The sequence below is a fragment of the Mesorhizobium sp. B2-7-2 genome (assembly GCF_006440775.1).
Taxonomy (GTDB): domain Bacteria; phylum Pseudomonadota; class Alphaproteobacteria; order Rhizobiales; family Rhizobiaceae; genus Mesorhizobium.
On record NZ_VFTZ01000024.1, the window covers coordinates 1 to 25,136 of the forward strand.

The 25,136-nt window shown below is 63.8% G+C and carries 35 protein-coding genes, 1 pseudogene and 1 riboswitch; of the genes and pseudogenes, 11 read left to right on the plus strand and 25 right to left on the minus strand.

The annotated features are described in order from the left end of the window. On the minus strand, positions 1–292 hold a 292-nt coding region (locus tag FJ425_RS25560; RefSeq protein ID WP_246678001.1), incomplete at its 3' end, for a DinB family protein. 60 nt (positions 293–352) lie between these two features. On the opposite strand from FJ425_RS25560, the gene FJ425_RS25565 reads away from it, so the two are divergent. After that, entirely contained in the window at positions 353–1,045 is a 693-nt protein-coding gene (locus FJ425_RS25565; protein WP_140635947.1) for a glutathione S-transferase family protein, read from the plus strand. Positions 1,046–1,068: 23 nt separating this feature from the next. Further along, positions 1,069–1,365 (plus strand): DUF1905 domain-containing protein, encoded by a 297-nt coding sequence (locus FJ425_RS25570; protein ID WP_140540923.1) that lies wholly within the window; start codon positions 1,069–1,071, stop codon positions 1,363–1,365. Positions 1,366–1,414: 49 nt separating this feature from the next. On the opposite strand, the gene FJ425_RS25575 is transcribed toward FJ425_RS25570, so the two are convergent. Then, entirely contained in the window at positions 1,415–1,648 is a 234-nt protein-coding gene (locus tag FJ425_RS25575; protein ID WP_140540922.1) for a hypothetical protein, read from the minus strand. Between the two features lie 158 nt (positions 1,649–1,806). Here FJ425_RS25575 and ndk point away from each other — a divergent pair, with 158 nt between their 5' ends. Continuing rightward, positions 1,807–2,229: a nucleoside-diphosphate kinase gene (ndk, locus tag FJ425_RS25580; RefSeq protein WP_027165590.1), complete on the plus strand. Its 423-nt coding sequence runs from the start codon at positions 1,807–1,809 to the stop codon at positions 2,227–2,229. A 164-nt stretch (positions 2,230–2,393) separates the two neighbouring features. Continuing rightward, positions 2,394–2,642, plus strand: a complete 249-nt coding sequence (locus FJ425_RS25585) for a hypothetical protein (protein WP_140726850.1) — start codon at positions 2,394–2,396, stop codon at positions 2,640–2,642. Here the strand turns inward: FJ425_RS25585 and FJ425_RS25590 are convergent. The 10 genes and pseudogenes from FJ425_RS25590 to FJ425_RS25640 form a co-directional block, all read right to left on the minus strand. After that, on the minus strand, positions 2,617–2,961 hold the full coding sequence (locus FJ425_RS25590; RefSeq protein WP_027165589.1) for a DUF190 domain-containing protein: 345 nt from the start codon (positions 2,959–2,961) through the stop codon (positions 2,617–2,619). The genes FJ425_RS25585 and FJ425_RS25590 overlap by 26 nt on opposite strands. 34 nt (positions 2,962–2,995) lie before the next feature. Next, the gene (gene crcB, locus FJ425_RS25595) at positions 2,996–3,418 is read right to left on the minus strand and encodes a fluoride efflux transporter CrcB (protein WP_140726853.1); all 423 of its coding nucleotides are present in this window, start codon (positions 3,416–3,418) and stop codon (positions 2,996–2,998) included. Between the two features lie 90 nt (positions 3,419–3,508). After that, positions 3,509–3,898, minus strand: a pseudogene (crcB, locus tag FJ425_RS25600) (fluoride efflux transporter CrcB); the annotation flags it as partial. Between the two features lie 98 nt (positions 3,899–3,996). Next, a riboswitch (Fluoride riboswitch) is annotated at positions 3,997–4,059 on the minus strand. A 222-nt stretch (positions 4,060–4,281) separates the two neighbouring features. Then, positions 4,282–4,551 carry a hypothetical protein gene (locus FJ425_RS25605; protein ID WP_140635955.1) on the minus strand — a complete coding sequence of 90 codons (270 nt, stop codon included), beginning with the start codon at positions 4,549–4,551 and terminating at the stop codon, positions 4,282–4,284. 181 nt (positions 4,552–4,732) lie between these two features. Beyond that, positions 4,733–5,146 carry a YbaY family lipoprotein gene (locus FJ425_RS25610; protein WP_140635957.1) on the minus strand — a complete coding sequence of 138 codons (414 nt, stop codon included), beginning with the start codon at positions 5,144–5,146 and terminating at the stop codon, positions 4,733–4,735. Between the two features lie 133 nt (positions 5,147–5,279). After that, the gene (locus FJ425_RS25615; RefSeq protein ID WP_140635959.1) at positions 5,280–5,759 is read right to left on the minus strand and encodes a molybdenum cofactor biosynthesis protein MoaE; all 480 of its coding nucleotides are present in this window, start codon (positions 5,757–5,759) and stop codon (positions 5,280–5,282) included. Position 5,760: 1 nt separating this feature from the next. After that, on the minus strand, positions 5,761–6,018 hold the full coding sequence (moaD, locus tag FJ425_RS25620; protein ID WP_095767047.1) for a molybdopterin converting factor subunit 1: 258 nt from the start codon (positions 6,016–6,018) through the stop codon (positions 5,761–5,763). Between the two features lie 9 nt (positions 6,019–6,027). Next, positions 6,028–6,624 (minus strand): CDP-diacylglycerol--glycerol-3-phosphate 3-phosphatidyltransferase, encoded by a 597-nt coding sequence (pgsA, locus tag FJ425_RS25625; protein ID WP_040984724.1) that lies wholly within the window; start codon positions 6,622–6,624, stop codon positions 6,028–6,030. A gap of 513 nt (positions 6,625–7,137) precedes the next feature. After that, positions 7,138–9,228 (minus strand): excinuclease ABC subunit UvrC, encoded by a 2,091-nt coding sequence (gene uvrC / locus FJ425_RS25635; protein ID WP_140726855.1) that lies wholly within the window; start codon positions 9,226–9,228, stop codon positions 7,138–7,140. Beyond that, entirely contained in the window at positions 9,225–9,989 is a 765-nt protein-coding gene (locus tag FJ425_RS25640) for an SDR family oxidoreductase (protein ID WP_140726858.1), read from the minus strand. The genes uvrC and FJ425_RS25640 overlap by 4 nt, the downstream gene beginning before the upstream one ends. Positions 9,990–10,402: 413 nt before the next feature. On the opposite strand from FJ425_RS25640, the gene FJ425_RS25645 reads away from it, so the two are divergent. Continuing rightward, entirely contained in the window at positions 10,403–11,050 is a 648-nt protein-coding gene (locus FJ425_RS25645; protein ID WP_140540903.1) for an outer membrane protein, read from the plus strand. A 154-nt stretch (positions 11,051–11,204) separates the two neighbouring features. On the opposite strand, the gene FJ425_RS25650 is transcribed toward FJ425_RS25645, so the two are convergent. From FJ425_RS25650 to FJ425_RS25670, 5 genes are all read right to left on the minus strand, one after another. Then, a complete protein-coding gene (locus FJ425_RS25650; RefSeq protein WP_140726860.1) occupies positions 11,205–11,618 on the minus strand; it encodes a GFA family protein in 414 nt (137 codons plus the stop codon). Between the two features lie 86 nt (positions 11,619–11,704). Then, on the minus strand, positions 11,705–12,082 hold the full coding sequence (locus FJ425_RS25655; RefSeq protein WP_140540900.1) for a TfoX/Sxy family protein: 378 nt from the start codon (positions 12,080–12,082) through the stop codon (positions 11,705–11,707). A gap of 263 nt (positions 12,083–12,345) precedes the next feature. Next, positions 12,346–12,942, minus strand: a complete 597-nt coding sequence (locus FJ425_RS25660) for a glutathione S-transferase family protein (RefSeq protein WP_140726863.1) — start codon at positions 12,940–12,942, stop codon at positions 12,346–12,348. Between the two features lie 272 nt (positions 12,943–13,214). After that, positions 13,215–13,580: a hypothetical protein gene (locus FJ425_RS25665; RefSeq protein WP_181176048.1), complete on the minus strand. Its 366-nt coding sequence runs from the start codon at positions 13,578–13,580 to the stop codon at positions 13,215–13,217. A 410-nt stretch (positions 13,581–13,990) separates the two neighbouring features. Beyond that, positions 13,991–14,521 (minus strand): DinB family protein, encoded by a 531-nt coding sequence (locus FJ425_RS25670; RefSeq protein WP_140726866.1) that lies wholly within the window; start codon positions 14,519–14,521, stop codon positions 13,991–13,993. 105 nt (positions 14,522–14,626) lie between these two features. Between FJ425_RS25670 and FJ425_RS25675 the strand changes: the two genes are divergently transcribed. After that, the gene (locus FJ425_RS25675; RefSeq protein ID WP_140541114.1) at positions 14,627–15,217 is read left to right on the plus strand and encodes a TetR/AcrR family transcriptional regulator; all 591 of its coding nucleotides are present in this window, start codon (positions 14,627–14,629) and stop codon (positions 15,215–15,217) included. A gap of 258 nt (positions 15,218–15,475) precedes the next feature. Here the strand turns inward: FJ425_RS25675 and FJ425_RS25685 are convergent, their stop codons facing one another. The 3 genes from FJ425_RS25685 to FJ425_RS25695 form a co-directional block, all read right to left on the minus strand. Beyond that, positions 15,476–15,928 (minus strand): hypothetical protein, encoded by a 453-nt coding sequence (locus FJ425_RS25685; protein ID WP_140726871.1) that lies wholly within the window; start codon positions 15,926–15,928, stop codon positions 15,476–15,478. Positions 15,929–16,364: 436 nt separating this feature from the next. Continuing rightward, the gene (locus FJ425_RS25690; protein WP_140726874.1) at positions 16,365–16,727 is read right to left on the minus strand and encodes a DoxX family protein; all 363 of its coding nucleotides are present in this window, start codon (positions 16,725–16,727) and stop codon (positions 16,365–16,367) included. A 36-nt stretch (positions 16,728–16,763) separates the two neighbouring features. Further along, entirely contained in the window at positions 16,764–17,186 is a 423-nt protein-coding gene (locus FJ425_RS25695) for a VOC family protein (protein ID WP_140726877.1), read from the minus strand. 183 nt (positions 17,187–17,369) lie between these two features. On the opposite strand from FJ425_RS25695, the gene FJ425_RS25700 reads away from it, so the two are divergent. Continuing rightward, the gene (locus tag FJ425_RS25700; protein ID WP_140726880.1) at positions 17,370–18,125 is read left to right on the plus strand and encodes a helix-turn-helix domain-containing protein; all 756 of its coding nucleotides are present in this window, start codon (positions 17,370–17,372) and stop codon (positions 18,123–18,125) included. A gap of 9 nt (positions 18,126–18,134) precedes the next feature. On the opposite strand, the gene FJ425_RS25705 is transcribed toward FJ425_RS25700, so the two are convergent. The 3 genes from FJ425_RS25705 to FJ425_RS25715 are packed head-to-tail and all read right to left on the minus strand — an operon-like array spanning position 18,135 to position 20,320. Beyond that, entirely contained in the window at positions 18,135–18,983 is an 849-nt protein-coding gene (locus FJ425_RS25705; RefSeq protein ID WP_140726883.1) for a 23S rRNA (adenine(2030)-N(6))-methyltransferase RlmJ, read from the minus strand. 58 nt (positions 18,984–19,041) lie between these two features. Then, entirely contained in the window at positions 19,042–19,668 is a 627-nt protein-coding gene (locus FJ425_RS25710) for a hypothetical protein (protein ID WP_140726886.1), read from the minus strand. A gap of 31 nt (positions 19,669–19,699) precedes the next feature. Next, positions 19,700–20,320: a TetR/AcrR family transcriptional regulator gene (locus tag FJ425_RS25715; RefSeq protein WP_246676251.1), complete on the minus strand. Its 621-nt coding sequence runs from the start codon at positions 20,318–20,320 to the stop codon at positions 19,700–19,702. Between the two features lie 132 nt (positions 20,321–20,452). Here FJ425_RS25715 and FJ425_RS25720 point away from each other — a divergent pair, with 132 nt between their 5' ends. From FJ425_RS25720 to FJ425_RS25735, 4 genes are all read left to right on the plus strand, one after another. Further along, positions 20,453–20,926 (plus strand): carboxymuconolactone decarboxylase family protein, encoded by a 474-nt coding sequence (locus FJ425_RS25720; RefSeq protein WP_140726889.1) that lies wholly within the window; start codon positions 20,453–20,455, stop codon positions 20,924–20,926. 340 nt (positions 20,927–21,266) lie between these two features. After that, a complete protein-coding gene (locus tag FJ425_RS25725) occupies positions 21,267–22,184 on the plus strand; it encodes a lysylphosphatidylglycerol synthase domain-containing protein (protein WP_140726892.1) in 918 nt (305 codons plus the stop codon). Between the two features lie 5 nt (positions 22,185–22,189). Next, a complete protein-coding gene (locus FJ425_RS25730) occupies positions 22,190–23,260 on the plus strand; it encodes a glycosyltransferase family 2 protein (protein ID WP_140726895.1) in 1,071 nt (356 codons plus the stop codon). 120 nt (positions 23,261–23,380) lie between these two features. After that, positions 23,381–24,517, plus strand: coding sequence for a hypothetical protein (locus FJ425_RS25735; protein WP_246678002.1), 1,137 nt, complete (start codon positions 23,381–23,383; stop codon positions 24,515–24,517). A 6-nt stretch (positions 24,518–24,523) separates the two neighbouring features. Here the strand turns inward: FJ425_RS25735 and FJ425_RS25740 are convergent, their stop codons facing one another. Continuing rightward, a complete protein-coding gene (locus FJ425_RS25740; protein ID WP_140540881.1) occupies positions 24,524–24,829 on the minus strand; it encodes an addiction module antidote protein in 306 nt (101 codons plus the stop codon). Position 24,830: 1 nt separating this feature from the next. Next, positions 24,831–25,118: a type II toxin-antitoxin system RelE/ParE family toxin gene (locus FJ425_RS25745; RefSeq protein WP_140635996.1), complete on the minus strand. Its 288-nt coding sequence runs from the start codon at positions 25,116–25,118 to the stop codon at positions 24,831–24,833. Positions 25,119–25,136 lie beyond the last annotated feature (18 nt).

The following is a 25,136-nucleotide window of genomic DNA, read 5'->3' on the forward strand; positions in this document are numbered from 1 at the left end:
CGCCCACCCAGTCGACGATCCTCCTGTCCTCGGCCTCGCGCGCCAACCTCAAGGCCGGCAAGGCGTGGTAGAGTATGGCGGCGGTGTTCGAAGGCGCGTCGCCCTCGCCGGTGAAGCGCTTCATCCATACGCGGTCGACGGCGAGCAGATGGTTGAGCGTGCCTAGCATCGAGCCGAAGATGGCGCCGACGTCGCGACCGAGCTCGTCTTCGCCAAGATCGGCGGCGGCATCATAGAGACGGCCATTGGCCCATTGATTGTAGGCCGCAAACATCATGAAATGCTGCTTCATTCTTCCCACCCCGGTTACGCGAATCCGGGCCCTTCGTAACCCGCAGCAACGGACCCGCCAATGACCATTCTACTCTATGACCTCGTCGGCCATGACGTCGCCCGCCCGTTCAGCCCGCATTGCTGGAAGACCAAGATGGCACTGGCGCATAAGGGACTTGCCGCCACCAGTGTGCCGACGCGCTTCCTGGAGGTGCCGAAAGTCGAAGGCGGCGTGTCGAAGACGGTGCCAGTGATCCGCGACGGCGAGCGGGTTGTCGCCGATTCCTTCGCCATCGCGCTGTATCTCGACGAAGCCTATCCGGAACGGCCGACGCTGTTTTCCGGCGAAGGCGGCAAGGCGATGGCGCGCTTCATCGAGCGCTGGTCGCAGCTCACCATACACCCCTACATCGCGACGGTGGCGCTGACCGATCTGCATGCGATGCAGGACGAACCGAACGCGGCCTATTTCCGTGAGAATCGCGAGCAGCGCTATGGCAAGCGCCTGGAAGACGTCGTGGCCAACCGCGATGCCGGGCTCCCGGCCTTCCGCGCCGCGCTGGAGCCGCTGCGCTCGACACTCGCCTACCAGCCTTTCATCGGTGGCGAGGCGCCGCTGTTTGCCGATTACATCGTGTTCGGGGCGCTGCAATGGGGCCGCATCGCCTCGCCTTTCCGGTTGCTCGACGACGGCGACAGCATCGCCCGCTGGTTCGAGCGCTGTCTCGACCTGCACGACCGGATCGGCCGGCAGGTCGCGGCGGCGGCGTGAAGACCGCGAGTGTTGGGGCTGGCATGTTGCGCTATGAGATGCGAGCCGAGATTTGGGTCTACCCCGGCAAGGGCGGCTGGCATTTCGTGACACTACCGGTGGAGTTCGCGGCACGGATCAAGGCGGCGATGGCGGGGCTGGCGCGCCCTTGGGGCTCGCTCGGCATCACGGCGGCGATCGGCAAGACCAGGTGGCAAACATCGCTCTTTCCCGACAAGGCGTCCGGCAGCCTTCTGTTGCCGGTCAAGGCCTCGGTGCGCCAGCGCGAAGGTCTCAAGGCAGGGGATTCGCCGACGCTGACCATTGAGGTCGAGCTTTAGATCAGAGCCGACTGAAGCCGACCGGTCAAAATCCCTGTGCAGTGCCAGTCTACTTTGACCTGTCCTTGTCGCGCGCGTCTCCGTTCGGCGCATTGCCGTCGGCCAGCCTCACGCAGATCGGATCGCCCTGTTCCATGCGCACGCATTGCCATTCCGGGCCGAAGCCGAAATTCTGCTCTGCGCGCTGCGGGAAGAACAGCAGCGCGAAGGCAGCCACGGCAAGAACCACGGCCATGAAGACAATGCCCGCCATGTCGCCGCGCCTGAGGTAGGGCCAGTTCATTCGCCTCAGCTCCAAGCTGCGTCCAGCGCGTTCGCAGCCGTCCAATTATCCCGCAATGCGCTCGCCTTGACCAGAAGCCGCCTCCCCTTGGCAAGCCGCCGGGCGGCTTGTATAGAGCCCGCCACTCCAATTTCCATTCCCACAACAAGGACGACCCTATGGCGATCGAACGCACCTTCTCCATGATCAAGCCGGACGCGACCAGGCGCAACCTGACGGGCGCCATCACCAAAATGCTGGAAGACGCCGGCCTGCGCGTCATCGCATCGCGCCGCGTGTGGATGAGCCGCCGCGAGGCGGAAGGGTTCTACGCCGTCCATAAGGATCGCCCGTTCTTCGGCGAGCTGGTGGAATTCATGTCGTCGGCGCCGACCATCGTCCAGGTGCTGGAGGGCGAGAATGCCATCGCCAAGAACCGCGAAGTGATGGGCGCCACCAATCCGGCCAACGCCGCCGAGGGCACCATCCGCAAGGTACATGCACTATCGATCGGCGAGAATTCGGTGCATGGCTCGGACGCGCCCGAAACTGCCGCGCAGGAGATCAAGTACTGGTTCTCGGACACCGAGATCGTCGGCTGAGGCCCAAGCTCGAGTTTCACGGAACGGCCCGCTCCAGCGGGCCGTTTTTTTGTTTTTGAAACGGGTGGTCACATTCGCCGCCTGCCCTAGGTTCAGCGAAATTGGCAACAAAGTAGCGCTCGGCGGCTGTGAGCCGCGCTTCCGCCGAACCGTGGGAGGGAGGCATGATCAAGCCTCATGTTTCTGAAAGTGGCCTTGCCTATCCGGACGACCTCGCCCTGTTGAAGCGCATCTATGACGAGGTCTGCGAGGAGCGCGGCATCGTCTTAGGCAGTCCCGAGGCGTCGGACCTGGCGATAGAGGCGATGAGACTGTTTTCCGCCGGTGTCTTCGATGAAGTGACGATCGGCCGCCGTCTCCGAGGCGGTGACGGGGAGACCGGGGAGTTCAGTCCCCGTCGCCATAGCGGATGACTTCCACCTTCTCCCGGGTGATCAGGCAGCTCTTGGTCTTGGTCAGTGCCTTGATCTCGGGGATCAGCGCATCGATCTTCTCCGGCGCGTCGACGATCTCGACGACGATGGGCAAATCCTGCGACAGGCGCAGGATCTTGGCGGTGTGGAGCACGCTGGAGCGGCCGAAGCCGAGCGGGCCTCTCAAAACCGTGGCGCCGGCCATGCCGGTCTCGCGCGCCTTGATGACGATCGCTTCATGCAGCGGCTTGCCGTCGGCCGCCCTGTCATCCTCGCCGAAGAAGATCCTGAGCAGCGCGCATTGCGCGGGAAGTTCCATGTTCACTTCTCCCTGATCACCTGTGTTGGCTCGATCACCTGTCGATTGGCAAGCGGTTGAGCCTGGACGCCATGAGATAGCCCAGCCACGCGGCGGCGAGCGACAGGCCGACCACACTGATGAGATAGGTCGCGGCCAGCGGCAAGTCGCCCTCGAACAGCAGAGTGAAGGTGTCGAGGCTCATCGCTGAAAACGTGGTGAGGCCGCCGCAGAAGCCCGCCATGACGAAATTGCGACTGGCGGGACCAACCATTATGCGGCCGTCCGGCCCGGTGAGCGTGGCGAAAACCACGATGATCCACGAGCCGACGATATTGACGAGAGCGGTCGACCACAGCGCGTTCAGGCCGAGCAGCGAGACGATGACATAGCCCGACAGGAAGCGGGCCAGCGAGCCGATCGCCGCGCCGCAGCCGACCGCCAGATAAAGCCGCATTGCCATCTGCCTGTCCACCATCGCTCAGCCCATAGCTGCGGTGGTTGAACCAACCACCCAGGTGGTTGAACCAACCACCCAGGTGGTTGAACCAACCACCCAGGTGGCTGACTCAGTCACCCAGACCATCGCCCAAAAGCCGAGCGCGACGAACAGCACGCACAGCACCGACGAAGCGACGACGTTGAAGGCGGCGAGCCGCCCCTCGCCGTCGACCGCGAGGTTGACCGTCTGCAGGCAGAAGGACGACACCGTGGTGTAGCCGCCGAACAGGCCGACGACGATCAGGTCGCGCACGAGATCGCTGGCGAAGACGCCGCCGACCGAGCGTGCCGCGCCGGCGAAGGCGCCGATGGCCAGGGCGCCGGAAACATTGACCAACAACGTGCCCCAGGGAAAGGTCTCGCCGATGGAACGGCCGACCACGCCGGAGAGGAAAAAGCGGGAAATGCCGCCGAAGAAACCGCCGATCAGGACCAGGGCGCAAGCCGCAAGGGTCATAGCTTCAATGCCTTTCCAAACGCGATCCCAAACCGGAATCACCTCACAAGAACAGGCACGAAGCGGAGCGGAAAAACAAATCCTGCCGCGCAAGAGCACGCCTAGCAGGAGTCATCAGCCCATAAGGGCGGTTTCGGGGGAACCCCATCCCCATTTTCGAGGGAACCTAGGCGGTTGCGGCGGTGCGGTCAATTGCGACGTGCTTGAATGACGGACAGAACCGTTGAGACGGTCAGACCAGCCAGAGCATGATGCCGAAAAGCATGGAGCGGTTTTCGGGCGACATCATGCTCTGTTGTCTTCGACGCAATTCCGGACGGAAAACCGCGTCCCGTTTTTCCCGGAATTGCTCATAAAACCCGCCGGCACCCGGCGGGCAGACGTCATTTGGCTTGACGGTCTTTCACATTCGCATGGGCGTTCGCTGCCTCTGTATCGGTAGACGGCGTCTTCGTCTCCTCACCGGTGAACGGACTGCCCTGTCCAGGGGCAAGGTCGCCGCTGTGGCCGGCCTTGTTGGTCTGGAACGGCTGGCTGTCTGGGCTGAGGCCATGCTGCTCGGCATTGAACAGATGGTCGTCCGCCCGGGCAATGCCGGCAAAGGCAATCAGCGATACACTCGCGGCTGCGAGGATGAGCGTGCGCTTTTTCATGTCTGGTCTCCTTTGAGTGGCCAGATCGAGCCCGCGCATTCGGTCTGGCGGCTTAAGTGAAGGGACATTGTCCCTTTGCCTGCCCGCCATCTGCATAAGTCAACGCCCGGCGTTGCCGGTTTATTCCGGAGAAAACGGTGTCCAGGCACAAAAGTTGCGCGGTCGGGCTCGGCGCGCGACGTCAGCGCGCCATTTTCAGCAGAACCGTCTGAGGCTTGCCCGTCAGCGGATCGACCTGATGACTTGTACCGGTAACGAACATCAGCCGTTCGCCAACGGTGATACGCGCCTGCAGCGTATAGGTCCGGCCCTTCTGGATCGCCTTGGGATCGAAACCGATGTCGAACCTGATCGGCACCTGGCCGGTGGGCGCTATCCTGCGCTTGGCGATCACGATTGCCGGCGCATCGGCCAGCGAGACATCGGCGAGCTCGACCACGAGCACGGCGTCGGGCGGCAGCGCGATGCGCTCACGATAGGTCACCTCGCCCGCGATCGTCTTTTCGCCGGCGTTGGTCGCTTCCGGCACGGCGAGCACGCCGACGGCCAGCGGCACCAGCCCGAAGATGAAGAATTCCGCGATCCGGTCCAGCATGAGATTGCTCCGCCAAGCAAATCAAACCAATCGACAGGCTTGGGAAGGATTGCGGTCGTTCAATGGCCGAACCGGAGTTTTTTCTGATGCATGTCGTTGCCCCAGAACCGCTGCCCACTTCTGGGCGACATCATTATTCGCCCTGTTTCTTCCAGCGCTCCGCAGCTTGATCGTCAGCTTCCTTGGCCTCGACCCAGCCGCCCTGGGAGCCGTCGGCGCGGTGTTCCTTCTTCCAGAAGGGCGCACGCGACTTCAGGTAATCCATCAGGAAATTCGCCGCCTCGAAGGCGGCCTGGCGGTGCGACGAGGCCGCGACCACCAGCACGATATTGTCGCCCGGCGCTATCTTGCCGTGGCGATGGATGACGGTGAGCCCCTGCAGCGGCCAGCGCCCGGCGGCCTCGGCGGCGATGCGGCCGATCTCGGCCTCCGCCATGCCGGGATAGTGCTCGAGCTCGAGCGCCGAGAGCGCGCCCTGCTCGTCACGGCAAAGGCCGGAAAAAGTGACCACGGCGCCGATATCGGTCCGGCCTTTGGTCAGGCCGGCGATCTCGGCGGCGACGTCGAAGTCCTCGCGCTGGATGCGGATGGCGGGCACGACCGCACCGGCCATGTCAGCCGCCGGTCATCGGCGGAAACAGGGCGATCTCGCGCGCGCCTTCGATCTTCTCGCGATGGCCGACATGTTCCTGGTTGATGGCGACGCGAATGACGTCCGGGTATTGCAGCGCGTTTTCATACTCCTCGCCGCGCGACTTCAGCCAGCGCAGCAGATCGGCTACCGTCTCGATGCCGGCAGGCAAGTCGACGTCCTCTTCCGGCTTGCCGATCCGCTCGCGCACCCAGGCGAAATAGATGAGTTTCGTCGACATCCGCGCTTCCTACTCGTCCATGATGTGCTTGAGGCCGGCGCGGAAATAGTCGTAGCCGGTGTAGAGCGTGACAAGTGCCGCGACCCACAGCAGCACGAGGCCGATCTGCGTGGTCAGCGGAAAGATCTTGTCGCCGGCGGGGCCGACCAGCAGGAAGGCGATGGCGACCATCTGTATGGTGGTCTTCCACTTGGCGAGCTGGGTCACCGGCACCGACACCTTCAAGGCGGCCAGATATTCGCGCAGGCCCGAGACCAGGATCTCGCGGCACAGGATGATGATTGCCGCCCATAGCGACCAGCCGGCGATGCCGCCATGGCGGTCGGTGTCGGCGGCAAGCAGGAGCAGGCAGGTGGCAACCAGCAATTTGTCGGCTATCGGGTCGAGCATCTTGCCGATGTTGGAAGTCTGCTGCCAGGCGCGCGCGAAATAGCCGTCAAAGTAGTCGGTGATCGAGGCAAGCAGGAAAATGACCAGCGCCGACCAGCGGGCGAAGTCGGACGACTTCAGGTGGCCTTCAAGAAAAAAGCACAGCACGACCAGCGGCACCGCGACGATGCGGGCATAGGTAAGGATGTTCGGCAGGTTGAACGCGCGCTGTGCCATGTCGTCTCGGGAAATCTCCACCGCCAGACGTACTCAAATCAGAAGCCAATGTAGGGGGTCAACAGCCGAGATTCGATTGACCAGGGAAAAATGGCGTGAAGGTCGGCGTGAAGCACCTCGCTCTGGCCTGGGCATCCCACGTCAGACGCAGAGATTGGCAACTTCGATGTATACTCTTCTTGCACGGATGTAAGCTTTTCTTGCAACGTTGGGGGCTGGCGAAGCCCAGGCAACTTCGTCATCCACGGGCCGAGCGGCAGCGAAGCGGACGCGCAGACCCGAGGATCCATTCCGTGACCTCGCGCGAAGGGCGCAACGGAGCAGAACGGAGGTTTTCTGAACCGCTGCAACGCGTAGAGGTAACGGAATGGATTCCAGGGTCTGCGCCGCGTCGCTGCGCTCCTTGCTCCGCCCTGGAATGACGACGTGGTGGGCGTTTGAGCTAATCGCCAAGGTGCAACATCCCTCACCACACGGACGGCTTGGTCAACCTTCCGTGCTCGCGACCAGCCCTCAGCTCTCGTGGAAGTGATTGTAGACCAGCTTCGCCACATGCTCGGAAATGCCGTCGACCTTGACAAGGTCCTCGACTGCGGCGCGGCTGACCGCCTTGGCGGTGCCGAAGGCGTGGAGCAGCGCGCGCTTGCGACCGGGGCCGATGCCGGCGATCTCGTCGAGCGGGCTTTTGACCATCTCCTTCTTGCGGCGGGCGCGGTGCGAGCCAATGGCGAAACGGTGCACCTCGTCGCGCAGGCGTTGGACGAAATAGAGCACCGGGTCGCGTACCGGCAGCATGAAACTTTCCCTGCCCTTGACGAAGAAGCGCTCGCGGCCGGCGTCGCGGTCCGGGCCCTTGGCGATACCGATGGCCACCACCCTGTCCTCGACGCCGAGATCGGCAAGAATCTGGCGCACGGCCGTCATCTGGCCCTGGCCGCCGTCGATCAAGATGACGTCGGGCCAGGCCGGGAAGCCGCCATTGCCGGCGACCAGATCCTCCTCGCCGGCTTCGTCCTCGACGGTCGAGCCGGGCTGGACGTCGCCATGCTCCTTGAGCAGCCGCGAAAAGCGCCGCTGCATCACTTCGCGCATCATGCCGAAATCGTCGCCCGGCGTGATCTCGGTGGAGCGGATGTTGAATTTGCGGTACTGGTTTTTCACGAAACCTTCCGGTCCGGCGACGACCATGGCGCCGACCGCGTTGGTGCCCATGATGTGCGAGTTGTCGTAGACCTCGATACGCACCGGCGGCTTTGCCAGGCCGAAGGTCTCGGCGAAGCCGGCGAGCAGCCGCGCCTGCGTCGAGGTCTCGGCCAACCTGCGGCCAAGCGCTTCGCGCGCGTTCTGCAGCGCGTGGTCTGTCAGCTCCTTCTTCTCGCCGCGCTGCGGCACCGAAATCGTAATCTTGCGGCCGGCATGGGTCGCGAGCGCCTCCGCGAGCAGTTCCTGTTCCTGCGCGGGCTGCGACAGAAGCAGCATGCGCGCCGGCAGTTTGTCGTCATAGAATTGCGCCAGGAACGAGCCCAGCACCTCCGCCGGCTCCAGCGCCGGATCGGCCTTGGGGAAATAGGCGCGGTTGCCCCAGTTCTGGCCGGTGCGGAAGAAGAACACCTGGATGCAGGTCTGGCCGCCCTCCTGGTGGATGGCGAACACGTCGGCCTCCTCGACCGTCTGCGGGTTGATGCCCTGATGTGCCTGCACATGCGAGAGCGCCGCAAGCCGGTCGCGGTAGATGGCGGCGCGCTCGAAGTCGAGTTCTTCGGAGGCCTGCTGCATGGCGGCCGAGATTTCGGTCTTCACCTTCTGGCTGCGGCCGGAGAGGAAATCCTTGGCCTCGGCGACCAGCTCGGCATAGCCCTGATGCGAGATCTCGCCGGTGCAGGGCCCGGCGCAGCGCTTGATCTGGTAGAGCAGGCACGGCCTTGTGCGGTTCTCGTAGAAGGAATTGGTGCAGCTTCGAAGCAGGAAGGCGCGCTGCAGCGAATTGATGGTGCGCCCGACGGCGCCGGCGGAAGCGAAGGGGCCGAAATAGTCGCCCTTTCGCGAGCGCGCGCCGCGATGCTTGTAGATGCCGGGCGAGACATGGTCGCCGGTCAAGAGGATATAGGGGAAGGACTTGTCGTCCCGCATCAGCACGTTGAAACGGGGCCGCAGCCGCTTGATGAGGTTGGCCTCGAGCAGCAGGGCCTCGATCTCGGTACGGGTGACGACGAATTCCATCGTCGCCGTCTCGCGCACCATGCGTCCGATGCGGGCGGTGTGGAAGCGCCCCTGCGCGTAATTGGTGACGCGCTTCTTCAGGCTGCGCGCCTTGCCGACATAGAGCACGTCGCCGGCGGCGTTCATCATGCGATAGACGCCGGGCTGGTTGGGCAGCCGCTTGACCAGGGTCTGGATCACCTCTGCGCCGATCATGCCGTCGGCGTCGCCGGCATGCGGCGTCCAGTCGATGGCCGTGAAGGCGACTTCGGGGCCGGACGGCAAAGGCTCGGCCTCGACGATCTCCTCCGCCGCCTCGTCCTCAACGTCGATTTCGGGGTCGATGTCGGGCGGCAGATCGTCGGCGGCGCCGTTTCGTTTGTCTCTTTGGGCTGCGGGACTCATTCCACCATGCCTGTCACATCGGGCGTCTGCCACGCAAGATGCTGGCCGCCATCGAGCGCGATCATCTGGCCGGTCACCGAGCGTGCCTGCCACAGATAGCGGATCGTGGCGCCGAATTCGGGCAATTGCGGGCCGCGCTTCAGGATCAGGCCCTCGATCTGGCTTTCGAAATCATCGTCATCCTGGCGCTTGTTCTTCAGTGTCGGGCCAGGACCTATGGCGTTGACGCGGATGTGCGGTCCGAGCGCCTGTGCAAGCATTTGCGTTTGCGTCCACAGAGCCGATTTCGACAGCGCATAGGAGAAATAGCGCGGCGTCGGCCGCCAGACGCGCTGGTCGATGATGTTGACGATCAGCCCCTCCCCGTCTTGCGGCAGCGCGCGGGCAAAGTTCTGCGCCAAAAGCGCCGGCGCCTTCACATGGATGGCGAAGTGGCGGTCCCAGGCTTGCCAGTCGAAATCCTCGACGCGATCGTCGACGAACAACGAAGCGTTGTTGACCAGCAGCGTGACGGGTCCGAGCGCCGCATGCGCGCGGCCGACAAGCTCACCCACGGCATCCATGTCTGTGAGGTCGGCGGCAACCGCGGCGGCGCGGCCGCCCTCGGCCACGATCTTCTTTGCCAACGCCTCGGCCTCGTTGCCGGAGCGATTGGCGTGGATGGCGACGGCGAAGCCATTGGCGGCCAGATCCTCTACGATCGCCTTGCCGATCCGCCTTGCTCCACCCGTCACCAGCGCGACGGTCGCGGCTTGTCTCATGCTGTCAATCCTCAATCGGCTTCACGATTCCGGGAAGCCGGCACAATGTGACGGGCCAAGCGTTAAATGCCATTTCCACCTGGGGCAGGAATGTGGCGAAGCGGCCCGGACGCGCTTCCGCCCTATCGGATTCGGGGCGCCGTTCCCGGCAATATATGTCGCCGGACCCCTTGAACCAAGCGGTGTGCAGCGCAACATGATTAGCCTGCTGACATTCGCTGTTGCGAAGATGCAACGTCAACTTTCGGCCTTATTCGCGCCGGGGAATGACCCAAGTTCAGGTTCGCTTCAGCCGCATTTCAGCACGACATTTGGAACCGTTGAGCGCCAAGCCCGTTTATCCCCCCGGACGGGCCGGGGCGTTTCATGAACAAAAAAGCCTACGTGTCTTGTGGCTTAAGGAGAGTATAACAATGAAGACCAATTTCAAATTCGCGCCGCTTGCCGCTGCGCTCGGGCTGTTCGCCTTTGGTGGCACCGCCTTTGCGGCCGACGTCGTTTCCGAAGAGCCGCCGGCTCCCGCTCCGGTTGCCGAGCTTCCGGTCGCTTCCTGGGCCGGCCCCTATGCCGGTATCAATCTCGGCTACGGCTTCGGCGGCCATGTGAAGGCCCCGGGCGTTGACGCCAAGACCAAGGGTTTCATCGGCGGCGTTTTCGGCGGCTACAACTGGCAGCAGGAGAACTTCGTGTACGGTGCTGAAGCCGACCTCGGCTATAACGGCACCAAGGGCTCGGATAACGGCCTTTCCGCTAAGTCCGGCATCGAGGGTTCGCTGCGCGCTCGCCTCGGCTATGCCGTGACCCCGGAAATCCTGCTCTACGGCACGGGCGGTCTCGCTGCCAAGAACCAGAAGATCGATGACAGTGTCACCGGCGTAAACGACAGCAAGGCCATGCTCGGCTGGACCGCCGGCGCCGGCACCGACATCAAGATCACGGACAACGTGTTCGGCCGCGTCGAATACCGCTACACCGACTACGGCAGCAAGAACTTCGGCGCCACCGGCAAGGTCAAGTCTTCGGACAACCGCGTCACCTTCGGCGTCGGTATGAAGTTCTAAGTCGTAGAAGCCACGACACGGAAAAGCCGGGCCTTGCGCCCGGCTTTTTTTGTGTTTGCAATCCTGTCCTTCTGCCCTTGTCGGGAGCTTGCCGGTTTCGAGAAGTTTTGAACGAGCAGGCAACAAACTTCACGCGAGCCGTATCGCCCACATTTCAGGGAGTCGCCGTCGACGGCGCCTGCTGGAAATCCTCATGGACCGGAATCGATTGCAGCCGGTCGAGCCATTTTGCTCTTGAGCGCATCATGACTTGCGCATCCGCACGGTACGCGTCCGGGTCGTCCAGCGTGGCGGCGTGGACATGGATCTCGGCAGGCCATCGGTCGGAGCGGAAGTAGAGCCTCGCGCCGCAGGATGGGCAGAAACCGCGAAAAGTATTCGGGCTGCTTTCATAGTGCCTGATGTCGCCGCTCCAGCTCAGCTTGTCCGGCCTCATTCCCAGAAATGCCGTGAAGGGGGCGGATGTCGCCCGCTGACAATCGGTACAGTGACAGACCAGGTTGCGCGTGATCTCGCCTGAATAGGCCCAGGCCACAGCACCGCACATGCAATGTCCATTGAGTGCCATTGCTTCCTCCCGTGGCCGAGCGTTCCTCGAAGCCAGCTCAACAAAACTGACACGTCGCGGCCCGCAATGCCGGTGCGACGAGCGGCTTACGCGCGTTTCTTTGCGACCTTGGCGGGTTTGATCTTCGGCGGCAAAGTTTCGACGAATGCCAGCGCAAGGCCGAGCCAGCCGCGGAGATCCGCCTCGGTGGCTGTGCCTTCCGGCGCGACATGGACATAACCTTCCATCGAGCGCCCGCCCATTTCCATCGGGCTTGCATGAGGCCGTGCGGCTGCGGCTGCATGCGCGGCCTTGCCGACACGCACCAGCAAACCGCGCTTCGACGTGCCGATCAGCATGTTGCCGTCGATCATGAAGCAGGTGCCGCCGAACATTTTCTGTTCGGTGAAGGCGCGCCGGCCGAGCGCCGCGCGCAGACGCTCGACCATAGGGTCGGGCGCGAGGCTCGTTGAGGGCTTTGCCATGTCACCACTCCGACTTGGGCGGTATCAGGCAAGCATGGAAACGGACGGGGTTCAAGGTAGTCTTCCCCTTCTCCCCTTGTGGGAGAAGGTGGCCGAGCGAAGCTCGGACGGATGAGGGGTGCTCCAGCTTGACGCATTCGTCAGCGATGGACGGCACCGGGTTCGCCAGAGTCCCACTCCGCTGGAGCACCCCTCATCCGTCTCGGCGCTATCGCGCCGATCCACCTTCTCCCACAAACAAAGGGGAGAAGAGGGCGCCGCCGTCACCCCGGCACGCAGCCCTCCAGCTCCGGAAACTTCTCATCAAACCTCGCGGCCCAGCGCACGAGCCGGCTGCGGCCCTTCTCCCATTGGCCGGAAAAGCGCAGCGCCAGATAGCCGAGGCAGGCGCGCAGCGCCATATGGCCGGCGGTGATCTTCTTCGGCAGCTTCGGCGGGTTGGCGTTGATGAGGTCGAGCGCGGCGGTGATCTTCGCCCACTGACGATCGAGCCAGGGCTGGTGGACCATCGCTTCCGGACGCGTGCGTCGTTCATAGACCATCGACAGCGCGCAGTCGCAGATGCCGTCGGCCAGCGCCTCGAGAACTTCCGCTTCGAGCCGCTTGTCGGGATTGCGGGGGAACAGCGCGTTCTTCGACAGCCGGTTGAGATGCTGGATGACGGCGCGGCTGTCATGGACCGACCGGCCGTCCTCCAGCACCAGCACCGGGATCTTGCCGAGCGGATTGGCCGAGATCAGCTCGGCCGGCTTGTCCTCCGTCTTGACGGGCACGAGATCGATGGCGATGCCGGCATGGACGGCCGCCATGCGGACCTTCGAACTGTAAGGAGACGTGGGCGCGTAAAGCAGCTTCGGCATGATCGGCTTTCCAGTTTGTCTGCGGCACTGTCGACCGAATGGGTCTCCAGGGCAACGGCCCAGCAAGGCCAATCCAGCTTGGCCAATTCATTTTGGCAGCGCGGGCGCGGCAACAAAAAAGCTCCCGGAAGTTTTGCCTGGCGGCAAAATTTCCGAGAGCTTTAGGAGGAGTGTGTGCTCCGGCTCCGCTCGCCGTGACACCGAATTGGCGAAAGGGGTGCCTGAGTGGCACCCGTCCTCACCTGTTGCGGTTCGCGAGCGAAGCTACGCGATTACTTCTTGGCGGCCGGCTTCTTGGCCGGAGCTGCCTTCTTCACGGCTGCCGGTGCCTTGGCGGCGGCGGCCTTCATCGGAGCCTTGGCGGCGGGCTTGGCCGCGGCCTTCGCTGCCGGCTTCTTGGCGGCGGGCTTAGCCGCCGGCTTTGCCGCTGCCTTGACGGCGGGCTTGGCCGCGGCCTTCGCTACCGGCTTCTTGGCGGCGGGCTTGGCCGCAGCCTTCGCTGCTGCCTTGGCCGGGGCCTTGGCGGCTGCCTTCGGTGCGGCGGCCTTCTTCACTGCTGCAGGTTTCGCGGCAGCTTTAGCTGCCGGCTTCTTTGCCGGCGCTTTCGCCGCCGGCGCCTTGGTTGTCGTCTTTGCCATGCGATGCCCCTTGCGTTTTGCCAATGGTCGTGAGTGACCCGGCGTGTCTATGCATATCTGACTCGCGACTGTCTAGCCAGCGAAGCAACACAATGATTTTCAGTTATTGAATTTTGGTTACACGAAACGCTTTAAGATGCATCTCATTGAAAAATTGTGAGCGAATCTGTCACTTTCGAAGTGATGGCCCGGCGCACAGATTTTCGCGCGGCTTCTATCGCCCGATCCTCCATCGGCCGGCGGCATAACCTTGCATCGCAATGTGAGCAGAGTGCTCATAATAGACAACAGGCCGCCGAACGTCGACTTCATCTTGTCCAGCAGAAACATCTACAGACGAACCGGCTAGATGCGACGACCAAAGCTTGAACGCTTAAAGTGAGCGTAAAGCTCATATTCAGGTGCCGCATTCAAACGCCCGCCGGGTGGCGTCCGGGCCGCAGGCGGCGCGCCGGCTCGGCCTTGTGCAGATGGACGGCGTAGGTGTCCCAGGGCGGCGAGAGCGCCATGGCGGCCAGCATGCGGCCGATTTCGCCGCGATGGTAGCTGCCGTGCAAAACGATATGGATCAGCATCTCCTGCCTCGTCATGCAGCCCCTGTTGCCGTCAGTGAAGGTGAAAGCGACAGGACCACCAAGCTCTTGCTCCGAAACGGTTTCGAGATAGTCGAGATACCAGCCGTCGATCTCGGCCAAGGCGGCGCGCAATGCGCGCGGCTCGGGCGTGTCCGGCGTATTGTCGCTCGCATAGCCATGGGCGACGCCCTTCAGATGAGCGGCAAAAATCCGCGCCACGACATGGATATGGTTCATCAGACGGATCGCGGCGTGGCACTCCCCCGCGTCGCGAGAAGGGTCGATCTCGGCGAGCTTCTCAACCAATTCATCGTTCGCCCGGGCCTGGTAGGCGAGCATGCCCTTCAGCAAGGTCTTGGCGCTCATCTTTGCCGCCCCATTTGCGTTGGTGAAATGAATGTGAGTATCCTGTCTATATTCTCGGGAGACGGGCCCAGCATGTCTACTCGCGTTGCAAAGCCGGCCGCACGCATGCGCAAGCAGCCGCGCCAGGCGCGTTCGATCGCCACCGTCGAGGCGATCATCGAAGCCGGTGCTCACGTTTTGAGCGAGCTCGGCTGGGCAGGCTTTTCCACCAACAAGGTGGCAGAGGCCGCAGGCGTCAGCATCGGCTCGCTCTATCAATATTTCCCCGACAAGCTCGCCCTGGTCGAAGCGATCCGGCGCCGCCACTTCGATCATGTGCTGTCGGTGATTCGCGAAGCGGCGGCCGACGAGAAGCCGCTCAGGCAGTTCGCGCGCGAGCTGGTGCGCGGCATGATCGGCGCGCACTCGATCCATCCGACGCTGCACCAGGTGCTGCTCGACGAAGCGCCCGGCGACCGCGGCTCGCGCGCCGCGCATGCCTCGTTCCAGGCGCGCTATCTCGAACACTATGCGGCGGCCGTCGCGCAGTATCGCAAGCGCCGCAAGGATACCGAGACGATGGCGCGCGTGCTCTCCTCGGCGATCGAGGGCGTGATCCACAATGCGGCACGGCGCAACATGCTCGACGCGCCGGAATTGCAGAAGCAACTGGTCGAGTTGATCGAGGCTTACGTATCGGGCCGCAAGGCAGCCTGAGCGAGCGGCAGCGGAACAGCTATGAGCGGGAGCTGCTTGCAGGACTGCCGGCGGCGGACCTCTGAAAGCCAGAAGCCAACTTCCGACAGGTCGGCGGGACAGCGCCCCCCTCTGTCCTGCCGGACATCTCCCCCACAAGGGGGGAGATCAGTTGGCGCGCCGGCTTTCGCCAATCACCAACTCTACAGAATGCAGCTGAACGCCGAAGCCGGGCCGCCGTAGAGCGCCTACCTCACCAATCTATCGGCCGACGAAACTTTATCGCAGCACGCGGCAGCGGCCGTTATACACCAGCCAGCGGTCGAAGCCCAAGACGCAGAATTCGACATTGTCGCCGATCGAGGCAAAGCCCTGACCTTCCTCGATCAGGTAGAAGATCGAACGGTCGCGGCCGTCCGTCAGGTTGACGGTGGCGCGGCAATAATGGCGGCCGATCGGCCATTCGTCGCTCGCCGGCTCATAGCGATGCTGGCGGATGTTGCGGAAATCGGTGATCGCGACGTCGGGCAGATGCGGCACGTGATGCACTTGATAGGAGAAGCGGTCGGTGATCTTGCTCAGCACCCAGGCCTCGCCGCAGACGCTGCCGTCGTCGCCGCTGTAGACGGAAAGATCGGCGGCCTGCGCCGCCTGGCTGAAGCCCAGCGATGTGGCCAATGGGGTGCATAGCGAAATCAGCGCGGCAAGGGCGGAATGGGCGAAGCGAGTCATGACAGCCTCTCAAGGTCGGTTCCGCGCACTGTGCGGATTCGCTTGGCGGCGGTCAAGCGGTCGCGAAATAATGTGGTGTCTCAGTTTGAAATTCGTTGCGAGAGCAAGTCATGGCCGCAGTTGGGGCAAACACGGCCCGGAGTGCGGCGGAGATACCAAACGCGCCCAGCGTGGAGGCGCAGGCCACATTGCGGGCAGCGGACAAGCCAGCACGCATAAACGACTAACCCGGCCTGCCCAAAGAAAAATGTCTCAAATTTATGGCCAAAATCGCTGTCAAGAACAGAGATTTCGACAACGACTAGCGCTGCGAATACTAACCAAGCGCCATAATATTTTACTAATGGGCTCACAGACTGAGACACTACCCGAAATAAAGGTTTTTCGAAAGAGACTTGGGTTTCCGCAAAGCTTCGTTCCCGACATCGCCACCTCATCAAAACGTGCCGGCAAGCAGCAGCCCGCCGATGACGGCAATGTTGATCAGGAATGCGTTGCGCAGGACCTGCCTCTCCGGCTCCTCCACGGCCCAAAAATGCAGCAGCATGACGTTCGTCGCCAGCGTGAAGACGACCAACGCGCCGGCGGCGAAGGGCCGGGCCATGCCAATGACAAGCAGGAAACCCGCGACGGCCTCGACCATCGAACCGACGGCCAGCATCAAGGCCGGCGCCGGAAATTTCTGCGCGGCCAGATAGTCGCGCATCGCTCCGAATTTCAGGAAATGCTCGATGCCGGCGAAGACGAACACGCCGCCGATGAAGAGAGCGCCAAGCGCTTGAATGGATTGAACGGGCATGGCGGCCTCCTCTCTCGACGACGCGCTTTGCTTTGCTCAATCCAGCGGAATGAAGGCCGGGTTGTAGACGACCTCCCACAGATGATCGTCGGGATCCTGGAAATAGCCGGCATAGCCGCCCCAGAAGGTCTTTTGCGCCGGCTTGGCGACGCGCGCGCCGGCCTTGACGGCCTCGGCCATCACGGCATCGACCTCGGCCTCGCTGCCGACATTGTGGCCGATGGTGAGCTCGGTCGGGCTGCGGCCGCTCTGCGGCACCGTCGCGTCATGGGCGATGCTGGACCGTTCGAAGATGGCGAACTTCAAGCCGCCTGCGAGTTCGAAGAAGGCGACGGCGCCATGTTCGAATTCCCGGCCGATGATGCCTTCCGTCGGCAGGCCGAGGCCGTCGCGATAGAATTTGAGCGACGCTTCCAGATCGTCGACGCCGAGCGTCAACACGGTGATGCGAGCTTTCATTTCTCTCACTCCTTTCTATATTCGTGACCACGGCCGCAAACGGATGCGGTCTGATGCGAGCGCGTGAAGCGCGGTGACGTTGCGTCCGTTTTGCCATGGATGACGTGGCCCGCATTCAATATTTCGGCCAAAATGACCGTCGCACCGATCCGGCAACTCCCGCTGGAGCAGATCGGAGAGAGAATGGAACCGGTCCTGGCGCAGACCACCGGCGTCTTTCGCGAGCGGCCCGTCGCTGGCGGCCTTGCCGCTGCCTTCTGCGCGGTCTGGGTCCACCGCATGGACGACCACGCCGTTCCGCCCATCGTCATCACGCCGGACGCAACGATCGACCTGCAATGGATCGACGGCCGCTTCCGGGTGGCCGGACCCGACAAGGAGCCGCAGATCGAGACGCCGCCGGCCGGGGCGGTGATCGTCGGCTTCCGCTTCCGGCCCGGCGCAGCCGCCGGTTGGCTCGGCGTGCCGGCCAGCGAAATCGTCGGCGGGCGGCTCGATCTCCAGGAGCTATGGGGTACGCGTGCCCGCGAACTGTCGGATCGCATCAAGGCTGTGACCGATCTGCCGGCCATGCTGCGGCAGTTGGAAGAGGCGGTCGGCGTGCACACCGAAGGCCGCGATGCGCTCGACCCGCAGATGGGCCGGGCCTTCGACGTCATCCACAAAGGTTTGCCGCCGGAAACGCCGCTGGTTTCCTTCCTGCAGCGCCAGCTGCATATGAGCGAACGGACGCTGCGCCGTCGCTTCGAGGACGCCTTCGGTTATGGCCCGAAGACGCTCGACCGTATCCTGCGCTTCCATCGGTACCGGCGCTTGCAACGACAGCAAGGCGACGCCTCGACCGCGCTGCTCGCCATTGAGGCCGGCTATGCCGACCAGGCGCATCTGATCCGCGAAAGCCGGCGGCTGACCGGCTTGACGCCCTCGGCGCTGGCGTAAGGCGGCGCCCTACTCGCCCGCCAGCCAATCGAGGGTCCATCGCGACGGTTGCCGGACGGCGAGAACCTTGTGGAGGGCCGGCAACAGCACCTTCAATTCGCGTTCCAGCGTGTAGGGCGGATTGACCACCACCAGCCCGCTGCCATCGAGGCTGGGCTCGCTCGAGGCGGGCCGGATCTCGAAGGCGATGTCGAGCAGCTTCGGAATGCCAGTCCCCTTCAACGCCGTGCGGAAAGCGATGACCGCCTTGCGGTCCTTGATCGGGTACCAGAGCGCGTAGATGCCGCCCGGCCAGCGCCGATGCCCCTTCTGCAGGCCTTCGACGAGCCTGGAGAACTCGCCCTCCTCCTCGAAGGGCGGATCGATGAGGACGAGGCCGCGCTTTTCCTTCGGCGGCAATTGCGCGCCAAGCGCCAGCCAGCCGTCGAGCTCGATCACCCTTGTCTGGAAATCGCCGACGAAGACGGATTTCAGCCGCGCGGCATCCTGGGGGTGCAGCTCGATCGCCGTCAGCCGGTCCTGGTTGCGCAGGAGATGGCGCACGATCAGCGGCGAGCCGGGATAGTGCTTGAGGCCGCCGTCGGGATTTCGCGTGCGTACCGCTTCCAGATAGGGCTGAAGCAGCGCCGCCGCTTGCGGCTCGAGCGCGGACTCGACCAGCCGGCCGATGCCGGTCTGCCATTCGCCGGTCTTGCCGGCCTCGACCGAGGCAAGATTGTAGCGGCCGATGCCGGCATGGGTGTCGATGACGCGAAAAGCCTTGTCCTTCTGCTTGAGATATTCGACGAGGCGCGCCAGCACGGCATGCTTGACGACATCGGCGAAATTGCCGGCGTGGTAGGCGTGGCGATAATTCATGCGTGCTTACCTCCAGAGAGCATGAGGTCGAGCGAAAGCCGCCTCACACTTTTCGGCATCATGCTCGTGGCGAACCGTTGCGGCCCCAGCGCGGCGGTGGCGGCTGCGAATTGGGGTTTTTCGGGCCACCGCCGCGGCGCCCGAAGACCAGCGACAGCGCCAGTCCGGCAAGGCCGACGCCCATCAGCGTATAGCCGGCCGGCTGCGCGCGTTCGTCGATCGAGCCGGTGCCGGCGCGCAGGATGAGATCGACCGCGCGCATGTCGATGCCGTCGGCATCGCCGGGTTCGACGGTGAAGAGGTAAGGACCGGGCGTGACCCTATCGATGACGCCGGCTTCGTCGCGAAAGATCTTGTCGGGCAGTTGCGGGCTGGCCTGGCGCGGATTGTCCGTGTGGTTGAAGGAGAGCGCCGAGGCCAGCACCGTGCGGCCGCCATGCGCCGCGGTCAGCGTCAGCACCGTGCGCTGCTGACCCGCGACGCGCTCGGCCCGCGCGGTCAGGTCGACCAACACCCTTACCGGAGCGTCGCTTGCGGCAAGTTGCACGGTGACGGGCCTGAAGCGGCCGCCCTCATAGACCCGATACGTGCCGATCGCGTGGCCGGAAAAATTGCTCATCGCCCAGGGATAGAAGATGCCGATGGCGGCACCGGCGATGAGGAGAAGGACACACAGGAAGCGCATTCAAGCCTTGGTCTTCTGAGCGAGATCGCTGCTATTTTTTGACGGGTTCGTTTCGCGCAGCTTCGCGGACCCGCTCCATCTCGTCCAGAAACATTTCCAGGCCAAGCTCGAAAGTTTTGTCGAAGCTGGCGGCGCCGAAATAGGCGCCGGCTTTCATGACGCTCGGATAGTCGCGCGCCAGTTCCTCGTTACTGACGGTGGTGACCGCCGAAGGCCCCTTGGCGTAGCCGGCCGTCTCGTCGAGGATCGCGCCCATCAGATAGTAGCTTGCGGCGCGGAACAGGCGGGCGCTGAGCTCGGGGCCGAAGCCGCCATCCTCGAACAGGCCGATGATGGCGTTGAGCTTGGCGAGGCAGGGCGGCGAGTTCATGCGGTAGACGACGATGAACGGCGCAAAGGCCGGGTGCTCGGTAGCGACGCGCCGGAATTCCTGCATGCCGATGCGGGCCCGCTCGCGCCAGGGCAGGCTGCCGTCGGGGATCACAAGCCCACTCATCTGGTGGTCAACCAGCGCCTCGTAGAGATGCGCCTGCGAGGGGAAGTGGTGATAGATGCTCATCGCTTCGCAGCCGAGCCTGGCGGCGAGCTTGCGCATCGAAAAGCCGGAAAGCCCTTCCCGCTCGATCACCTCGAAGGCGGCGTCCTCGATCATCTCGCGGGAGAGTTTCCCGCGGGGTCGCTTTTTTTTGCTCGGTGCATCCATGGCGCTTGACAACTTACACTGTAAGGTTCATCTTCCGCACACCTTACATCGTAAGGCTAACAAAAACCAGAGGAGAATATCATGTCAGTCATTCGCATCGTCTCAACCGCGCATTCCTGCCTTCGCTTCGCCTCGCTGATCGCCGTGGCGGGCGTGTCTGCCGCAGTGCTCGCCACCGCGCCCGCCCGCGCCGATGACTATGACACCGCGCTGAAGGACATCCAGTCGACGATGGGCGGTGTGCCGAGCTTCATCAAACAGTTCCCCAAGGCCGGCCTGCCCGGCGCCTGGGCCGAGGTCAAGGCCATCGAGCTCAGCGACAAGACGGCGCTGACGCCGAAGGAGAAGTCGCTGATCTCGCTGGCGGTCGCGGCGCAGATCCCCTGCAGCTACTGCATCTGGTCGGACACCCAGAACGCCAAGCACGCCGGCGCCACCGACGAGGAGATCCAGGAGGCCGTCACCATGGCGGCACTGACGCGCCATTGGAGCACCATCTTCAATGGCATGCAGGTCGATTTCGATCAGTTCAAGAAAGAGATGGGCGGAGAGTAGAGCTTATCACGGCAAAGCGGGCAGACGCGATGTCCGCCCGCTTTCGCCGCCCCCAATCGCTGCTCCAACCAAGCTTGTGGATTCGCCGGCGCCGCTGCTCTTGAGCGTTTCGCCGTTTCACGGAAACGGCGAACCGCTCTATCTCTTTGTTTCGACGCAATTCCGGACGGAAAACCGCTCACACTTTTCCTGGAATTGCTCTATAGGAACAGCGCCTTGAAAAAGCCGGCACGGATCCGATATCGGACCAGCGCCGGTCGGGCCGACATTCGAGAGCGCCCCCTTTGCAGGCCCTCGAATGGCGCTTCCGCCCCGACCGGGCGGCCCGTTGGAGACCTGTTTGAAGCGAGCGATATCGATAATCGTCACTCTGGCGCTGCTGGCATGGCTTGCCAGCGACCAGCGCTGGAAGATGGTCGGCGATGCCTTCGCCTCCATTACGCCAGGCGCCTTCGCGGCAGTCGCGGCGGCGCTGTTCGTCACCTATGTGCTCAGGGCGCTGCGTGTCTGCGACGAGTTCCGCGACGACGTGAACGGCCGCTTCGGCGCCGTGCTTCGCGTCATCCTGGTCCACAATGCGATGATCAACGTCGTGCCGTTCCGCGGCGGCGAGACGGCCTTCCCGATCCTTTTGCGCCAGGTGTTCGGCGTGCCGATCGTGCGCGCCGGCGCTTCGCTGTTGTGGTTCAGGCTGCAGGACGCTTTCGTCGTCGGGGTGCTGGCCTGCCTGGTTTGGCCGGGCCTGCATCCGGCGCTGCGGGCCGCCGGCATCGCGGCGCTGATCGCCGCCGCATGGTACCTGCCGCGCTGGGCGCGCGCGCCGCACAACTGGACGGCGGGCGGCAGAATCGTCTCGAAGCTCGGCAAATTGCGCGACATCTTCACCGAAGCGACCGGACGCTCGCGCTACGGCTGGTGGTGGACGATGGCCAACTGGGCGCTGAAGCTCGGCGTGCAGGGCTGGCTGCTCGCCATGCTGCTTGACACCTCGTTCCAGACCGCCTTTCCCGGCGCGGTCGGGGCAGAGGCGGCCGCCATCCTGCCGGTACAGGGTGTCGCCGGTTTCGGCACCTATGAAGCGGGCGCCGCCGCCGCACTGCTCTATTCCGGCATTGCCATGAAGGACGGCCTGCAGGCCGCGCTCGCGCTGCATCTCTTCATCCTGTGCTCGGCGGTCGCAACCGGTGCGATCGCCTGGCTGTTCCCCTCGAAATCGACGCTGCCGGAAACCCCGGCGGCGGGGCCGGCAAGGAAATGATCGCGATGAACGTGCTTCCCATTCCGGCCTCCGGATTGCCCGAGGGCGCCGTCATGCCCGAGCACAAGCTCTCCATCGTCGTCCCGATGTACAACGAAGCCGACAATGTCGAGCCGCTGCTGGTCCGCATCCATCAGGCGATGGAAAATTACAGCCAGCCCTGGGAAGTGGTGCTGGTCGACGACGGCAGCACCGACGCCACGCCCGCCGAGATCCGCCGGCTGGCGGCCCAATACGGGCCGCATGTGCATGGCGTGGAGCTGGTGCGCAACTACAAGCAGACCGCCGCCATGCAAGCCGGCCTCGACGCCGCGCGCGGTGACGTCATCGCGACGCTCGACGGCGACCTGCAGAACGATCCGTTCGACATTCCGCGCATGGTGTACCGCCTGCTGACCGAGGATCTCGACCTCGTCGCCGGCTGGCGCAAGGACCGCAAGGAAGGCTTCTGGATGCGCCGCCTGCCCTCGCGCATCGCCAACAGGCTGATCGCGCGCGTCACCGGGGTGCAGCTCAAGGACTATGGCTGCAGCCTGAAAGTGTTCCGCGGCAGCGTCATCCGCAGCGTGCGGCTCTATGGCGAGATGCACCGCTTCATCCCGGCCTGGCTCGCGACGGTGACGACGCCGCGCCGCATCGCCGAGGAGGTGGTGACGCACCACGCCCGCATCCACGGCCAGTCGAAATACGGCATCTCGCGCACCTTCCGCGTGGTGCTGGACCTCGTCTTCATGTTCTTCTTCCTGCGCTACCGCACGCGGCCCGGCCATTTCTTCGGCGGCATCGGCATCGTGCTCGGCGTGCTCGGCTCGCTGATCCTTGCCTATCTGTTAGCGATCAAGGTTTTCTGGGGGCAGGACATCGGCACGCGACCGATGCTCATCACCGGCTTCTTCCTGGTGATCGCCGCGCTGCAGGCGGTGACATCGGGCGTGCTCGCCGAGATGCTGTCGCGCGTCTATCTCGAGGCCAATGGCGCGCTCGCCTATGTGGCGCGGCCGCAGGCCACGCATGGCGAGGGCGAAGGCTGGCATTGGCCAAAGCAAGCCGGCGGCCGAGAAGGCGAAGCCGCGTAAGAAATGATCTTGCCGCTCCGGCACCGATCGCTGCCCGCGTTGCCAACCACGCCGATTTCGCGCAACGATTTCTCGCGACGGGAACGACGCGAATGAGCGATGCCGGGGGCTGACGGATCCATGCTGATTACCGGGGCGCGGGCACCGGTTGCGCTGCATCTGGCGCGCCTTTTCCATGGCGCGGGCCATAGGGTGATCCTGGCCGACACGCCGGCGCGGCCGATCGCGGCGGCGAGCAAAGCCTGCGCGCGTTATCATCGATTGCCGCCGCCGCGCTTCGAGCCGCGGGCCTATGCCGATGCGGTTAAGGAGCTGATCCGGGCCGAGGGCATCGGCCTCGTCGTCCCGACCTGCGAGGAGGTCTTTCACCTTGCGCTTGCCTGGCGCGGCAGGAGCATGCCGGCAAAAATGTTCGCGCCCGATATCGAGCTGCTGGCGGAGGTCCACAACAAGCACAGCTTCATCCGGCTCGCCGAACGGCTCGGGCTGGAGGTGCCGGAAACGACGCTGCTCAGCTCGCGTAGCGATATGGAGGTCGTGCGCGGCCGCTCTCGCGAGCTGGCGTTCAAGCCGGTCTGGTCGCGCTTTGCCAGCCATGTGCTGCTGCGTCCGCCGCCCGAAGCGCTCGATGCGATCGCGCCCTCGGCCGCCATGCCCTGGGTGGCGCAGCGTTTTGTCGAGGGCGAGGAGATCAGCGCCTATGCGATGGCGCGCCAGGGCAGGCTCAAGGCGCTCGCGCTCTACCGATCGCTCTATCGTGCCGGAAAGGGCGCAGGCATCTTCTTCGAGCGGGTCGAGGACGAGGCCGCGCGCGAGCTGGTCGAGCGGATCGTGGCCGGCACCACGTGGACCGGGCAGATTTCCTTCGACATGATGCGCGAGCCGGGCGGCCGTGTGCTGCCGCTCGAATGCAATCCGCGCGCGGTGAGCGGCCTGCATTTCTTTCGCGACCCCGCGCGCTTTGTGGATGCCGTGCTCGGCGACGGTCGGGAACTCACGCCCGACGTCATCGCCCCGCAAACGGTGCGGCTCGCGATGTGGATTTACGGATTGCCGGTGGCGCTGCGTTCGGGCGGGCTTGGCGAATTCCGAAAGGCGATGCGCGGGGGCCAGGAATTGCTCAATTGGCCGGAAGATTCAGCGCCGGTTAAGGCGCAATGGCCGGCGCTGGCGGAGATTGCACAAATGGCGTTGCGCGAGCGGATCAGCCTGCAGGCGGCGTCGACGCGCGATATCGAGTGGAATGGGCCTTGTTGACGCGATTCAAGCTCCGAGCGAGCCAGGGCCGATCGGCCTGACTTCGAGCTGCAAGCCCAGCGCCTTGGTTACACCGAGCAGCGTGCTGAGGCGTGGATCGCCTTTTTCACTCAGCGCTTTGTAAAGCGCTTCGCGCGTAACGCCAGCATCCTTGGCTACAGCTGTCATACCGCGCGCACGGGCGACAACACCAAGCGCGTGCGCGATATAGGTTGCGTCGCCGGTTTCGAAGGCGTCGGCAAGGAGTTCGGCCTGGGACTCCGCGTCGTCGAAATATTCAGCAGCATCGAACGGTGTGGTTTTGAGAGCCATATTAAACCTCGTCTGCCATCTGCTTGGCTTTTCTGATGTCTCTGTCTTGGGAGGATTTGTCACCTCCGCAAAGCAGGATGATGATGGTGCTGCCGCGCCGGACGAAATAGACGCGGTAACCCGGCCCGTAGTCGATCCGAAGCTCGCCTATGCCTTCGAAGAATTTGGCATCCCCCAACAGACCGGCCCCAACACGGATAAGCCTCTGAGCGATCTTCCTGGCAGCCCGGATATCCTTGAGGTCCCGCAGCCACTTCCTGAATTCCTCGGTCTGCCGAACATCGATCATATGTGAACTATAATTCAC

What these genes read in the sequence shown, in the direction of transcription:
- FJ425_RS25665 (WP_181176048.1), bottom strand. Translation starts at nt 13,580, where the DNA reads ATGGCAAAGACGACAACCAAGGCGCCGGCGGCGAAAGCGCCGGCAAAG.
- ndk (WP_027165590.1), top strand. Translation starts at nt 1,807, where the DNA reads ATGGCGATCGAACGCACCTTCTCCATGATCAAGCCGGACGCGACCAGG.
- FJ425_RS25615 (WP_140635959.1), bottom strand. Translation starts at nt 5,759, where the DNA reads ATGGCCGGTGCGGTCGTGCCCGCCATCCGCATCCAGCGCGAGGACTTC.
- FJ425_RS25565 (WP_140635947.1), top strand. Translation starts at nt 353, where the DNA reads ATGACCATTCTACTCTATGACCTCGTCGGCCATGACGTCGCCCGCCCG.
- FJ425_RS25745 (WP_140635996.1), bottom strand. Translation starts at nt 25,118, where the DNA reads ATGATCGATGTTCGGCAGACCGAGGAATTCAGGAAGTGGCTGCGGGAC.
- FJ425_RS25645 (WP_140540903.1), top strand. Translation starts at nt 10,403, where the DNA reads ATGAAGACCAATTTCAAATTCGCGCCGCTTGCCGCTGCGCTCGGGCTG.
- FJ425_RS25660 (WP_140726863.1), bottom strand. Translation starts at nt 12,942, where the DNA reads ATGCCGAAGCTGCTTTACGCGCCCACGTCTCCTTACAGTTCGAAGGTC.
- pgsA (WP_040984724.1), bottom strand. Translation starts at nt 6,624, where the DNA reads ATGGCACAGCGCGCGTTCAACCTGCCGAACATCCTTACCTATGCCCGC.
- FJ425_RS25610 (WP_140635957.1), bottom strand. Translation starts at nt 5,146, where the DNA reads ATGCTGGACCGGATCGCGGAATTCTTCATCTTCGGGCTGGTGCCGCTG.
- FJ425_RS25705 (WP_140726883.1), bottom strand. Translation starts at nt 18,983, where the DNA reads ATGAATTATCGCCACGCCTACCACGCCGGCAATTTCGCCGATGTCGTC.
- FJ425_RS25585 (WP_140726850.1), top strand. Translation starts at nt 2,394, where the DNA reads ATGATCAAGCCTCATGTTTCTGAAAGTGGCCTTGCCTATCCGGACGAC.
- FJ425_RS25605 (WP_140635955.1), bottom strand. Translation starts at nt 4,551, where the DNA reads ATGAAAAAGCGCACGCTCATCCTCGCAGCCGCGAGTGTATCGCTGATT.
- FJ425_RS25590 (WP_027165589.1), bottom strand. Translation starts at nt 2,961, where the DNA reads ATGGAACTTCCCGCGCAATGCGCGCTGCTCAGGATCTTCTTCGGCGAG.
- FJ425_RS25640 (WP_140726858.1), bottom strand. Translation starts at nt 9,989, where the DNA reads ATGAGACAAGCCGCGACCGTCGCGCTGGTGACGGGTGGAGCAAGGCGG.
- FJ425_RS25655 (WP_140540900.1), bottom strand. Translation starts at nt 12,082, where the DNA reads ATGGCAAAGCCCTCAACGAGCCTCGCGCCCGACCCTATGGTCGAGCGT.
- FJ425_RS25695 (WP_140726877.1), bottom strand. Translation starts at nt 17,186, where the DNA reads ATGAAAGCTCGCATCACCGTGTTGACGCTCGGCGTCGACGATCTGGAA.
- FJ425_RS25730 (WP_140726895.1), top strand. Translation starts at nt 22,190, where the DNA reads ATGAACGTGCTTCCCATTCCGGCCTCCGGATTGCCCGAGGGCGCCGTC.
- FJ425_RS25650 (WP_140726860.1), bottom strand. Translation starts at nt 11,618, where the DNA reads ATGGCACTCAATGGACATTGCATGTGCGGTGCTGTGGCCTGGGCCTAT.
- moaD (WP_095767047.1), bottom strand. Translation starts at nt 6,018, where the DNA reads ATGTCGACGAAACTCATCTATTTCGCCTGGGTGCGCGAGCGGATCGGC.
- FJ425_RS25735 (WP_246678002.1), top strand. Translation starts at nt 23,381, where the DNA reads ATGCTGATTACCGGGGCGCGGGCACCGGTTGCGCTGCATCTGGCGCGC.
- FJ425_RS25575 (WP_140540922.1), bottom strand. Translation starts at nt 1,648, where the DNA reads ATGAACTGGCCCTACCTCAGGCGCGGCGACATGGCGGGCATTGTCTTC.
- uvrC (WP_140726855.1), bottom strand. Translation starts at nt 9,228, where the DNA reads ATGAGTCCCGCAGCCCAAAGAGACAAACGAAACGGCGCCGCCGACGAT.
- FJ425_RS25570 (WP_140540923.1), top strand. Translation starts at nt 1,069, where the DNA reads ATGTTGCGCTATGAGATGCGAGCCGAGATTTGGGTCTACCCCGGCAAG.
- FJ425_RS25740 (WP_140540881.1), bottom strand. Translation starts at nt 24,829, where the DNA reads ATGGCTCTCAAAACCACACCGTTCGATGCTGCTGAATATTTCGACGAC.
- FJ425_RS25675 (WP_140541114.1), top strand. Translation starts at nt 14,627, where the DNA reads ATGCGCAAGCAGCCGCGCCAGGCGCGTTCGATCGCCACCGTCGAGGCG.
- FJ425_RS25690 (WP_140726874.1), bottom strand. Translation starts at nt 16,727, where the DNA reads ATGCCCGTTCAATCCATTCAAGCGCTTGGCGCTCTCTTCATCGGCGGC.
- crcB (WP_140726853.1), bottom strand. Translation starts at nt 3,418, where the DNA reads ATGGTGGACAGGCAGATGGCAATGCGGCTTTATCTGGCGGTCGGCTGC.
- FJ425_RS25710 (WP_140726886.1), bottom strand. Translation starts at nt 19,668, where the DNA reads ATGCGCTTCCTGTGTGTCCTTCTCCTCATCGCCGGTGCCGCCATCGGC.
- FJ425_RS25685 (WP_140726871.1), bottom strand. Translation starts at nt 15,928, where the DNA reads ATGACTCGCTTCGCCCATTCCGCCCTTGCCGCGCTGATTTCGCTATGC.
- FJ425_RS25700 (WP_140726880.1), top strand. Translation starts at nt 17,370, where the DNA reads ATGGAACCGGTCCTGGCGCAGACCACCGGCGTCTTTCGCGAGCGGCCC.
- FJ425_RS25715 (WP_246676251.1), bottom strand. Translation starts at nt 20,320, where the DNA reads ATGATCGAGGACGCCGCCTTCGAGGTGATCGAGCGGGAAGGGCTTTCC.
- FJ425_RS25720 (WP_140726889.1), top strand. Translation starts at nt 20,453, where the DNA reads ATGTCAGTCATTCGCATCGTCTCAACCGCGCATTCCTGCCTTCGCTTC.
- FJ425_RS25670 (WP_140726866.1), bottom strand. Translation starts at nt 14,521, where the DNA reads ATGAGCGCCAAGACCTTGCTGAAGGGCATGCTCGCCTACCAGGCCCGG.